General features: G+C 43.1%; 10 protein-coding genes and 1 pseudogene. 9 read left to right on the top strand and 2 right to left on the bottom strand.

Features of this window, described 5'->3' with window-relative positions; all coding sequences use genetic code 11:
- A pseudogene (locus DWX28_RS20065) lies at positions 1–382 on the bottom strand (DUF6444 domain-containing protein); the annotation flags it as partial.
- Positions 383–1151: 769 nt separating this feature from the next.
- On the opposite strand from DWX28_RS20065, the gene DWX28_RS16660 reads away from it, so the two are divergent.
- The 8 genes from DWX28_RS16660 to DWX28_RS20060 all read left to right on the top strand — a co-directional run bounded on the left by DWX28_RS16660 (position 1152) and on the right by DWX28_RS20060 (position 11224).
- Positions 1152–2384 carry an MYG1 family protein gene (locus tag DWX28_RS16660; protein ID WP_118254043.1) on the top strand — a complete coding sequence of 411 codons (1233 nt, stop codon included), beginning with the start codon at positions 1152–1154 and terminating at the stop codon, positions 2382–2384.
- An 87-nt stretch (positions 2385–2471) separates the two neighbouring features.
- Entirely contained in the window at positions 2472–3479 is a 1008-nt protein-coding gene (locus DWX28_RS16655) for a LacI family DNA-binding transcriptional regulator (RefSeq protein WP_118254040.1), read from the top strand.
- Positions 3480–3699: 220 nt separating this feature from the next.
- On the top strand, positions 3700–4980 hold the full coding sequence (locus DWX28_RS16650) for an ABC transporter substrate-binding protein (RefSeq protein ID WP_022213843.1): 1281 nt from the start codon (positions 3700–3702) through the stop codon (positions 4978–4980).
- Between the two features lie 16 nt (positions 4981–4996).
- Positions 4997–5884, top strand: coding sequence for a carbohydrate ABC transporter permease (locus DWX28_RS16645; protein WP_022213842.1), 888 nt, complete (start codon positions 4997–4999; stop codon positions 5882–5884).
- Positions 5881–6723, top strand: a complete 843-nt coding sequence (locus tag DWX28_RS16640) for a carbohydrate ABC transporter permease (RefSeq protein ID WP_118254038.1) — start codon at positions 5881–5883, stop codon at positions 6721–6723. Before DWX28_RS16645 ends, DWX28_RS16640 begins: the two co-directional genes overlap by 4 nt.
- Before the next feature lie 204 nt (positions 6724–6927).
- Entirely contained in the window at positions 6928–8595 is a 1668-nt protein-coding gene (locus DWX28_RS16635; protein WP_022213840.1) for a glycoside hydrolase family 13 protein, read from the top strand.
- A gap of 14 nt (positions 8596–8609) precedes the next feature.
- Positions 8610–10601, top strand: coding sequence for a glycoside hydrolase family 31 protein (locus tag DWX28_RS16630; protein ID WP_022213839.1), 1992 nt, complete (start codon positions 8610–8612; stop codon positions 10599–10601).
- A 248-nt stretch (positions 10602–10849) separates the two neighbouring features.
- Entirely contained in the window at positions 10850–11224 is a 375-nt protein-coding gene (locus DWX28_RS20060) for a hypothetical protein (RefSeq protein ID WP_243002463.1), read from the top strand.
- A 74-nt stretch (positions 11225–11298) separates the two neighbouring features.
- Here DWX28_RS20060 and DWX28_RS16620 read toward each other — a convergent pair whose 3' ends face one another.
- The gene (locus tag DWX28_RS16620; protein ID WP_022213837.1) at positions 11299–11544 is read right to left on the bottom strand and encodes a helix-turn-helix domain-containing protein; all 246 of its coding nucleotides are present in this window, start codon (positions 11542–11544) and stop codon (positions 11299–11301) included.
- A 245-nt stretch (positions 11545–11789) separates the two neighbouring features.
- On the opposite strand from DWX28_RS16620, the gene DWX28_RS16615 reads away from it, so the two are divergent.
- Complete coding sequence (locus DWX28_RS16615; RefSeq protein WP_118254033.1) at positions 11790–12494, top strand: lysozyme; 705 nt, start codon at positions 11790–11792, stop codon at positions 12492–12494.
- Positions 12495–12538 lie beyond the last annotated feature (44 nt).

The following is a 12538-nucleotide window of genomic DNA, read 5'->3' as shown; positions in this document are numbered from 1 at the left end:
CCTGTTTTTTTCTGCGGTGGCCGGGATGCCCCGGCTGACCGCCCGGTTTCCGTCCTGTTTTTTCCCTGCTGTTTGCGATCTTTTTCCGTTTGATCGACTTAGAGGAAGGAATAGAGGAGTTTTCATAGTCACGATTGATCTGTGCACGCAGTTTCAGGTTTTTCCCCCGTTCTTCTTCCAGTTCAGCAGCTGTTTCATAATACTGCAGACGGATCTCTTTTGCTTTATCCAGTGCATCATCCCGCTGTTTTTCAGCATCCAGTGCACGTTTTTCCATTTTTTTCTGTTCCTGGATTAGTCCTTTCTGGATCTCAATCACTCTGAGATATTCGGCAAGAAGCTCATCCTGTTTTCTGATCTCTTCTTTTAAATCAATGTCCATAAGGCAGCCCTCTCTTTCTTATAGAGAAGTATAGCAGAAACATGGGAAAAAAGCGAATTTCCAGGAATTGTCCTTTCGTCAATATGACTGCGGATAAGCAGGTATTTTGTATCTTGAAAAATAAGGACTATATGGTAAGGCTATAAAAAAAATGTACTGTGTAAAATAAAATCCGGTGGATAACTCTTCAAAAAAGAAACAGCAGGAAAGACTATAAACATAATTTTTCCTGCTGGAACTGGTTATCCACAAAACAAAAAATAAATTTCGTCACTTTTTACAATGGGCTATGCATACCCTTGAACAGTAACCAGGGGGAAGGTATGTGGAGATGGTGTGAAAAAGTATATTGCAAATGAGAAGTGCATATGCTATAATGCCAGTAGGCAAAGAGATTACAAGTCCATGCGGACAAAAAGAATGAAGCCCTCAGTAGCACCAATACTGGGGGCTTCTTCTTGCTTTTTATAGTGGACAGGAAAACCACTAGGTTAGAGTTGCCCTATTTGTCTCCGTCTAGCCATTTGCAAACATAGTAGGCAAATATGCTTGCCGTGCAGGAGACAAGAAACGAGATTACAGTATCCATGCAGTTCACCTCCTCCCGTTGCCGGGTATCGGTTGGACAACATAACCATTATATCATAGAACAAAATGTGCAACAAGAGTGAGCGTCAATTATTCTTCAGAGATATACGAAAAATGTATATCTGTGGATATAAAATAGGTATTTGACGCATTATTTACAATAAGAGGAGCACCACACAACATGAACGATCTACTAAATAAAATCCGCACCCAAACCGCCACCGCCTTCACCCACAGTGGCAAATTCCACGCAGATGACGTTTTTTCATCTGCGCTGTTATTATATTTGAACCCTGAGATCACGATCCTACGCGGCAACCGCGTGCCGGATGACTTCGACGGGATTGTTTTTGATATCGGCAGAGGAAAATATGATCACCACCAGAAAGACAGCAGGATCCGTGAAAATGGCGTCCCATATGCAGCATTTGGACTTCTGTGGGAGGAGCTTGGACCGGAGATCCTTGGCGAAGAACTGGCGCAGAAATTCGATGAAGCTTTCGTGCAGCCGCTTGATAATAACGATAATACCGGTGAGAAGAACGAACTTGCAATTCTGATCGGAAACTTCAACCCGACCTGGGATGCTGAGGGTGGTAACGACGAAGCTTTTTTCCAGGCAGTCAGCGTTGCCGGGATGATTCTGGAAAATAAATTCGAACGATACAGAGGCAACGAACGTGCCGACAAACGAGTAGAAGAAATCTATGCCAGACATCAGCAGGCGTTTCACGACAGAGAAAAGCACAGAGATGACGCAAGAATCCTCACCCTCCCGGAATTTGTTCCCTGCCAGAAATTCCTCTCCGAGACACAGATTGCCTTCGTGATCTTTCCATCTAACAGAGGTGGCTACTGCATTCAGCCTCAGAAAAAAGAATACTCTATGAATTACAAATGCAGTTTCCCGCCAGAATGGCTCGGTCTCGAAAACGAAGAACTCAAGGCAGCAACCGGTCTCAAAACAGCAAATTTCTGCCACAAAGGCGGTTTTCTTATGACTACCGGTGAACTTGCAGATGCAGTACAGGCATGTAAGCTCAGTATGGAACAGTTTCACGAGAAACCTGTAATCGTAAGCTTTGGTGGAGCAGCAGAATACGACGAACTTCTCCACCAGCTTCCTAAATTACAGGCAGCAGAGATCATCCACATAGATTTCCCAGCCCTTCCGGAACTGGAAATCCAGGGAATCTACGCCGAAGTGTCCATGGAGAAACAGGAATGGAAAGTCCGGATCAAAGATCAGGTCAGAAAAATCCTCAAATACAAGCCGGAAGCTGTTTTCGTCGGAGAAAATCTCTTCGCAGCATACCCGATCGTACATGCACTCCGAAAGAAACACATCCCGGTTCTCACAGCAGCAGAAAAAGACGGACAGAAGCTTCTTGTCAGAATTCCATCAGGTTCATAAACGAATAACATCCATAACGCCGCAACACACACTAAAATATACCAAAACAGATTAAAACATACGAAACAAAAGGAGGCTGAACAATATATGATCCGTCTTCAGGACATCGCGGAAATGGCAGGCGTCAGCCGCACCACCGTATCAAATGTCATCAACGGCAAAACCAAAAGGGTTTCCCAGGCAACCATTGATAAAATAACGGCAATCCTCAAAGAACAGAACTATGTCCCACACATGGGCTCCGTGATGCTTTCCGGTCACGGTTCCAGGATCATCGGAGTAGTTTTAGGTTTTGCCTACACGCACGGCATGCAGTCCCTTCAGGACCCGTTCGTAGGCGAACTGATCGGAACTATCCAGAAGGAAACCGAAGAAAAAGGCTACTACGTCATGCTCATCGGCGGAGAAAACATCCAGAATGTAGTGGACATTGCTTCCAAATGGAACGTAGAAGGTCTCATCATCCTCGGTTATGACAAAGATCAGTACCGCAGACTTTCCCGCAAGCTGAACAAAAAAATGATCCTGATCGATTCCTACCCCAAGGGAGCCTACACCTTCCAGAATGTTGGTGTAGACGATTACTCCGGCGGTTATCAGATCGGGGAATACCTCTATTCCCGCGGCTATGAGAAAGCCCTGTTCATCGCAGAAACCGATCAGGACAGCGATTATTACCGCTGGATGGGCTTCAAACAGGCGATGGAGAAGCAAGGGAAATTCTGCAGCCGTTCCCGGTATATCGTCGTCCCGGGTGACAAAAATCCACGTCTTCGGAAATACAGAGAACTCCTTCCACGTTTCCTTGAAGCAAAAGCACTGGCTTTTTCCTCAGATTATGACGCGATCGAGGCGATGAACTTCTTTTTTGATGAGGGGATCAGTGTTCCAGATCAGATTTCCATCACGGGTTACGATGACAGTATATATGCAAGCATGGTCCGGCCGAAGCTGACAACAGTTCATCAGGATATCCAGCAAAAAGCACATCTGGCACTGATACGTCTAATGAAACTGATCCAGGGAGAAAACCTGAAAGAACTAAATGTAAAAAGTCCGGTCTATCTGGTCAAAAGGGATTCTGTCAAAGAATGACAGAGTCCTTCTTTTTTTGTTCAAAGTGCATAAAAACAGAAGCTAAACTTTGTCTACAATTTAAGTTTCGCGAGAAACCTATTGATTTTACAGAGGCAGTGGGGTTATGATAAACTCACCAAAAGGGAACAGGACAGACGTGTCCGGGGTAATGTTTCGTAAACTTCTGGTGCTGCGCAGCCTTCATACTTGTAAACAAACATCATGGAGGAAAGAAAAGATGAAAAATAAAAAAATTATCAGCGTATTAATGGTCGGTGCCTTAATGGCAGGTATGCTCACTGTAACTGGATGCGGCGGATCTTCCGACGGGGATTCTTCTGCAAAGGGTGGAAAAACGGAGCTGGAACTGTTTTCCAGTAAAGCAGAAAACAAAGACGTTCTTCAGCAGCTTGTAGATAAATTCAATGAAACACATGAGGACGTGACGATCAAGATCACAGCTCCGGCAGATGCAGGAACTGTATTAAAGACAAGAATGGCAAAGAACGATATGCCTGACATCGTAATGATGGGTGGAGACAACAACTATACAGAAGTAGAGAGTGCAGGAATGCTGGTTGACTTAAGTGATCAGGATTACATCTCCAACATCCAGGATTCTTATATGCAGATGGTTTATGACGTAAACAAAGACAAAGAAGAAAAAGCATACGGCGTTCCATACGCAACAAACGCATCTGGTGTCATCTATAACGTAGACAAATTTGAAGAACTCGGGCTTGAAATTCCAAAGACATGGGATGAGTTCATTGACGTACTTGACCAGATCAAAGATGCAGGAGAGCAGCCGCTTCTTATGACTTACAAAGATGCATGGACAAGCCTCTGCCCATGGAACAGCATGGCACCTGACCTTCAGCCGGAAGGATTCACAGACGACCGTAAAGAAGGCAAAACAACATTCGTGGGAACTCACGAAGAGATCGTAGAAAAATATCTGACACTCCTTGACTATGCACAGGATGACTTCATGGGTCTGACTTATGATGATGGAAACAAAGCTTTTGCAAACGGTGATTCAGTCATGATCATCAACGGAAACTGGGCGATCAATCAGTACAAGAGTGCTAATGCAGATCTGAATGTCAACATGTTTGCACTTCCGGCATCCAATGATGAATCCAAAAACTATGTAACATCAGGTGTTGACGTACTTCTTGGCGTATGCAAGGACAGCGCAAACGAAGATATGGCAAAAGAATTCGTTTCCTTCATGATGGAGCCGGAAAACGCACAGACCTATATCGACGATCAGTTCGCATTCTCCGCTATCAAAGGTGTAGAGCAGAACAATGAAACAGTTGCTGGTGTCAAAGAAGATATCGCCAACGGCAAAGTAGCAAACTTCCCGGATCACTACTATCCGTCAGGATTTGATCTTTCCGCACTTATTTCTGAAATGTGCCTGAACTATTCCAATGGAATGGACAATCAGGAAAATATGGACCAGTTCCTGAAACAGTGTGATGAAAAATACGACATCGCTAATGTAGATTAAGTGAGGAGATGATCCCATGAAGAAAAAAACAGCCCGCAAAAGACCTGCTGTTAATAAAGTTTATTACATTTATGTAGGAATCCTTGCAACATTATTCTTTGTCTTCCATACGATCCCGTTCCTAAGAGGCGTTTTGTACAGCTTTACGGACTGGAAAGGATATGGAGACTGGAACTTTGTTGGTCTGCGCAACTATCTGCACATGTTCTCAGATGCAGATACAGGAAATGCATACCTGTTCACTTTCAAGTTTGCAGTGATCGCAACGATCCTTGTAAATGTGATCAGTCTGATCCTTGCGTGTGCACTGAATGCGAAGATCAAATTCAAAAACACGATCAAAGCTTTTTACTTTCTTCCATATATGCTTGGAAGCCTGATCGTTGGATTTATTTTTAACTATATTTTTGCAAACCTGATCCCACAGCTCGGAAAGAGCCTCGGGATCCAGGCATTAAGCGTAAACATCCTTGGTACCAATCATGCGATATGGGGAATCATCGCCGTTGCTGTATGGACCGGATGTGCATTCAACACCCTGATCTATATCGCAGGCCTGCAGTCTATTGATACGGATGTGTACGAAGCAGCAGACCTCGACGGAGCAACCGGCTTCCGCAGATTTACCAAGATCACCTTCCCGCTTCTGGCACCGTCCTTTACCATCAACATGGTACTTTCTGCAAAAGGATACCTGATGGTTTACGACCAGATCATGGCGATGACAGAAGGTGGACCGGGAACCAGTACAACTTCTATCGCAGTACTTATTTATAAGAAAGGCTTCGGCGGCGGTCAGTTTGCTTACCAGTCAGCCAACGCAGTCATGCTTTTTATCGTAGTAGTATTGATTTCCGTGTTCCAGTTACGTATACTTGAAAAGAGAGAGGAGAAATTAGGATGAAACGTCGTACAGCAAACGTAAAAGAACGTTACAACTGGCCTGTGACCATTCTTCTGATCGCAGGAATCGTGCTGATCATCCTTCTGCCTCTGTATATGGCACTGATGATCGCAATCAAAGATCCGTCAGACATGAACAATATCCTGGCATTTCCGACAAAACTTCGTCTTCAGAACTTTGTCGATGCCTGGAATATGACAAATTTCCCGAGGAAATTTTTTAACACAGCTTTTATTACCGTGATCAACCTGATCTTTACCCTGATCACAAACTCATTCGCAGCATATGCGATCACAAGAAACAGAAAGAAGAGTAAATTCTTCTCAATCATGTATTACTACTTTATCAGTGCAATGTTCATTCCGTTCCAGGTAATCATGCTTCCGTTAGTTGTACAGGCAAATACTTTCCATCTGGACAACATCTACGGAATCACATTCCTGTATATCATCTTCGGTCTGCCGATGAACACCTTCCTTTATACAGGTGCTGTCAAAGCAATCCCGGAGGCACTGGATGAAGCAGCAATGATCGATGGTGCAAACCCGATCCAGACATTCAGCCGGATCATTTTCCCGGTACTGAAACCTACCACTGCAACCGTAGCAATCCTTTCATTTATGTGGACATGGAACGACTTCACCATGCCGCTGGTACTTTTGAGCGATGAGAGTCAGCAGACATTACAGCTTGCACAGTACGTATTCAAAAAACAGTTCTCTGTAGATTACAACCTGGCATTCGCATCCTATCTGCTGGTTCTTGCCCCTGTACTGATCGTATACCTCTTCTGCCAGAAATGGATCATGAACGGTGTGGTTGCCGGTGCGGTTAAGTGAGATACCAGGGTTAAAAGTTCAGAATGTCGTTCCTGCTTGCAGGATAAGACATTTGAACTTGGAACCCGCCAGACATGAGGAAGTAGCGATTTACGGAGTAAATCTGTGGATTCCGAATGGCTGTAGAATTACGTGAGCTGTGCAACAGCGGAGTAATTCGTAGGTATCGGTCAATAAAACAATAATAAATAGGAGGCTTATAGCATGGAAAAAAAATGGTGGAAAGAAAGCGTCGTATATCAAATATATCCCAAAAGTTTTAATGACAGCAATGGAGATGGCATTGGAGATATCAGAGGAATCATACAGAAACTTGATTATCTGAAAGAACTTGGCGTAAATGTGCTGTGGATTTCTCCTATGCTTGAGTCTCCACAGGATGACAATGGTTACGATATCTCTGATTATCAGAAGATCTACAAAGACTACGGAACAATGGAAGACTACGAAGAACTGCTTGCCGAGGCACACAAACGCGGCATCAAGATCCTGATGGATCTCGTTGTCAATCACACTTCCGATGAACACAACTGGTTCATCGAAAGCCGCAAGTCCAAAGACAATCCGTACCGTGATTATTATATCTGGAAAGATCCTGTCAATGGAAAAGAACCAAACAACTGGGGTGGGGTATTTGGCGGTTCCGCATGGGAATATGATGCCCAGACCCAAATGTATTACCTGCATCTGTTCTCGAAGAAACAGCCGGATCTCAACTGGGAAAACGAAAAAGTCCGCCAGGAAGTTTATGATATGATGACATTCTGGTGTGAAAAAGGAATCGATGGCTTCCGTATGGATGTTATCAGTATGATTTCCAAAGATCAGGCATTTCCGGACGGAGAAATGAACAATAGCCTCTATGGTGATTTTGGACCATATTGCGTACATGGTCCGAGGGTTCATGAATTTCTTCAGGAAATGAACAGAGAAGTACTTTCCAGATATGATATCATGACAGTTGGTGAAACTTCAGGAGTTACTATCGAAGAGGCACAGAAATATGCGGGAGAAGCCGGAAAAGAACTGAATATGGTATTTCAGTTTGAGCATGTGGATAATGGAAGCGGTGATTACGGAAAGTGGACAACTGAGAAATATGATTTCAAAGAGTTCAAGCGCATCATGATCAAATGGCAGGAAGAACTTCAGGGCAAAGCATGGAACAGCCTGTTTCTTGGAAATCATGATCAGCCGAGAAGTGTCAGCCGATTTGGAAATGACAATCCGGCATACAGAGAGACTTCCGCAAAAATGCTGGCGACCTGTCTTCATATGATGCAGGGAACACCATATGTGTATCAGGGTGAAGAGCTTGGTATGACAAATGTCTACTTCGACAAACTGGAAGACTATCGTGATATTGAGAGTATCAATTTCTTTACAGAACTTACGGAATCAGGACTTATGACTCCGGAATACATGATGAAATGTCTGATGCTGAGAAGTCGTGACAACGCGAGAACTCCGATGCAGTGGGATACTTCCGCGCAGGCAGGATTTACAGACGGTGAGTCCTGGATCAAAGTGAACCCGAACTATAAAGAGATCAATGCGGCGCAGCAGCTCAAAGATCCGAACTCTATTTTCCATTACTATCAGAAACTGATCAGCCTGCGTAAAGAAAAAGACATCATCGTTTATGGTGAGTTTGAACCGCTTTATCGTGACGACGAGCAGATTTTTGCTTACACAAGAAAACTGGATCAGGAAAAACTTCTGACAGTCTGCAATTTCACTGACAAGGACGCAGAAGTAGAAGTACCGGAAGAATTTAAAGGTGCAGAATGCCTGATCACAAACCTTGGCAGAACTGCATTTGATGGCAAAATCATTCTGAAACCATATGAGGCATTTGTATTATATAAATAAGAGGTAACACAGAGATGATCAGAAAATACAGATATGGAACTCCGTTTGACACGGAGGCACTGACCGAAAAAATCGAAACAACTGAGGGCATTTTTCCATATGGAAAGATCAGTCAGGAAGAAGGATTTGCTTTTACCTATATCATGGACGAAGATGACATCGTCTATGGCCTGGGTGAATCCAACCGCGGAATCAACAAAAGAGGCTACTGCTACATCAGCAACTGCACAGATGATCCGGAGCATACAGAGGACAAGCGTTCTCTGTACGGAGCTCACAACTTCATTATCGTGAGCGGTAAGACGACGTTTGGATTGTTTTTTGACTATCCGTCAAAACTGACCTTTGACATCGGATATACCAGAATGGATACACTTAAAGTATCCTGCGAAAATGCGGATGTGGATATCTATGTGATCGAGGGTAAAAATGCTTATGATATTGTAAAACAGTTCCGCCATGTGATCGGGCGCAGCTACATCCCGCCGAAGTTTGCTTTTGGTTTCGGACAGAGCCGCTGGGGTTATACCACAAAGGAAGATTTCCGCACTGTTGCAAAAGGATATCGCGAGAATCACATCCCGATCGATATGATCTACATGGATATTGATTACATGCAGTCTTTTAAGGACTTCACACTGAGCGAAGAAAACTTCCCGGATTTTCCGGAATTTGTACAGGAAATGAAGAATCAGGATATTCGTCTGATTCCAATCATCGATGCCGGAGTCAAGGTCGAACCGGGATACGATGTTTACGAGGAAGGCGTCAGAAACAACTATTTCTGCAAGAGAGAGGACGGAAGTGATTTCGTCGCAGCCGTGTGGCCGGGAGATACCCACTTCCCGGATATGCTGAATAAGGATGCCAGAAAGTGGTTTGGAGACAAATATCGTTTCCTTATTGAACAGGGAATTGAAGGCTTTTGGAACGATATGAACGAGCCGGCAATCTTTTATTCCTCTGAAGGACTTAAAGAAGCAAAAGAACTTGCCGGAGAGTTTGCAAAAGACACAGAAGGCAGGGTCCATCCGTGGGATATGCAGGCAAAGATGAAAGGCATTGCAAACAATCCGGAGGATTACAGAAGATTTTACCACAATGTGGATGGCAAAAAAATCCGTCACGACAAAGTGCATAACCTTTTTGGCTACAACATGACAAGAGCAGCAGGGGAAGCCTTTGAGCGTATTGATCCGGAAAAACGTTTCCTGATGTTCTCCAGATCTTCCTACATCGGAATGCACCGTTACGGTGGAATATGGACCGGTGACAATAAATCCTGGTGGTCACACATCCTTCTTAATCTGAAGATGATGCCATCTCTGAATATGTGTGGCTTCATGTACACAGGTGCCGACCTTGGCGGATTTGGCGCAGATACAACCAGAGATCTGGTGCTCCGTTTCCTTGCTTTGGGTGTATTCACCCCGTTAATGCGTAATCATGCGGCAGAAGGAACCAGAGAGCAGGAATGCTACCAGTTCGAAAACATCGAGGATTTTCGAAATGTCATTAATACCAGATACCGTCTCGTACCGTATCTGTACAGCGAGTACATGAAAGCTGCACTGAACGATGACATGTACTTCAAACCGCTCGGCTTCGTTTATCCGGATGACAAGATGGCGATTCGCGTAGAAGACCAGCTCATCCTCGGAAACGAGATCATGATCGCACCGGTCTACGAGCAGAATGCAAGAGGACGCTACGTTTACCTGCCGGAAGAAATGAAATTCATCAAGTTCCTGCCAGACGGAACCATTTCCGAAGAAATCCTCGCCAAAGGAGTTCATTATGTAGACGTAGCACTCAACGAAGTACCACTCTTCATCAGAAGCGGCAAATGCATCCCGCTCGCAGAAGTGGCAGAGTGCGTGAAAGATATTGATACAGAGCACCTCAAGATGCTTGGCTATGAAGGCAGCAGCTATACTCTGTACGAAGATGACGGAATCCATAAAGATTATAATGAGAAAGAAAATTATAGGGTTCTGACGAAATAGGGTAATATTGAATTTGGATATGTGTGAATGAAAGCAGGGCTGACAGTCTGTTTGGGATTGTTGGCTCTGTTTTTTATGTAAGTCGGATGATTTCCTCACAAAAGGAAAGAGATTTTTCAAATTCAAATTATAATGATATCAAGCGAGTCTATTCTATTTGGGTATGCATGAATATGCCAGAAAATAGTTTGGAACATATTCATCTGGTGAAAGACAGTATTGTAAACTTCCATGCCTGGAAGGGAAAAATGGACTTGATTAATATCGTAATGATCGGGCTTGCCGAAGAACTTCCGAAGCATGAGGAAAAATACGAGTTACATAGATTACTGGGAGCATTGTTGTCTCAGGATTTAACGGTAAACGAAAAACTGGACATCATTGGAAATGAATATGCAATTCCAATAGAAAAGGATTTCAGAGAGGATGTGAGTATTATGTGTAATTTAAGCCAGAAAATTAAAGAGACTGGAATTGAAACCGGAATTGAAATGGGTAAACGGGAAATGATCATGAAAATGTACAACAAAGGCTATACAGCTGCTCAGATCGCGGATGTGGCAGAAATGGACGAAGAACAGATAAAAGATATTATAAAAAATTCTGAATTGTTGACAGTATAAGAAATCCAGGTAAATGAATGTAAGGATGTGTAGATAAGATTAAGGCTGGCAGTCGTATGAGATGACTGTCAGCCTTAATTTTTATATCTTGAGTGTTTTCTTACAGGAAGAGGTTTTTTGATATTGGTGAAGCCGAGGATATAGTCGGCAGAGACCTGATAATACTGACACAGTGCAATCAAATGTCGGATTGGCATTTCATTGGCTCCGCGTTCGTATCGGGCATACATAGTCTGAGAGGTTCCGAGATATTCTGCAATCTGAGTCTGCGTACAGTCGGCATCTTCACGAAGATCCCGAATTCGTTGTATATAATTCAAATAAAGCCTCCTTCCATGCAATTTAGGTAAACTTTACCATAGTACATATATTTATCATTGCAATCAGTAAATATATGTACTAAAATTAAATCAAATCAAGCACCAGAGAAGAAATAATGCATAAAAATAATGAAATTTGCAGGAATAAAAGAACAATTTGTACTAGAAAAACAAAAGGCTCAAAAAGAACAACCTGTTGTTTTGCTATAATCTGCAAATAAAACACAAAAAAGAGGAAACAGAGTATGAAAAAGAAAGCAAAGAAGTGGTTTAGCTGTATAACGGCGGCTGCACTGGTGATGTTTACGGTGAACTTGCCAATAGATGTACTTGCCAGCGACTTTGAGGATGGGGTGGAGACTTCGGTAGAGGATGAGCAGATGGATTTTTCAGATATGGAAAATTCAGAGGACTTGGAAATCGAAGATGTTCCAGAAGATGTACTAGTGGAAGAGGAAACAGATACAGAGGAGGGAGCATCAGATTTAGAAATAGAAACAGAGTTATTTACGGATACAGAGGAAATAACAGAATCAATAGATGAAATTTTAAGTGAAACTGGCTCAGAAATAAATACTTTTTCCAGCCGGGCAGGAGGAATGACAACAGGAGAAAATGGATATTCACTTATAAAACAGTTTGAGAGTTGTCGTTTGACGGCATATAAGGCAGTTTCAACAGAAAAATACTATACAATAGGATGGGGACATTACGGCTCAGACGTCTATGCAGGGATGACAATTACTCAGGCACAGGCAGACCAGTATTTAAAGCAGGATGTTGCGAAGACAGAGAATTCGGTAAATAGTTTTCTTAATTCTAATAGAATTACAATAGGACAAAATCAGTTTGATGAGTTGGTTAGTTTTACATATAATTTGGGAAATGTATGGGTTAGTACGGAAACTTTTCAATTAAAGACAATTTTGAAAAATGGGCATTTTCCGTAATCAGCACCATGATTGCGAAATACTTTGCAGTAGCGTGCACGCCC

The organism is Blautia sp. AF19-10LB (assembly GCF_003461245.1).
In the GTDB taxonomy this organism is placed as follows: domain Bacteria; phylum Bacillota; class Clostridia; order Lachnospirales; family Lachnospiraceae; genus Blautia_A; species Blautia_A intestinihominis.
The sequence above is the reverse complement of the archived record's forward strand: the minus strand, read 5'-3'. Positions and strand labels throughout refer to the sequence as shown.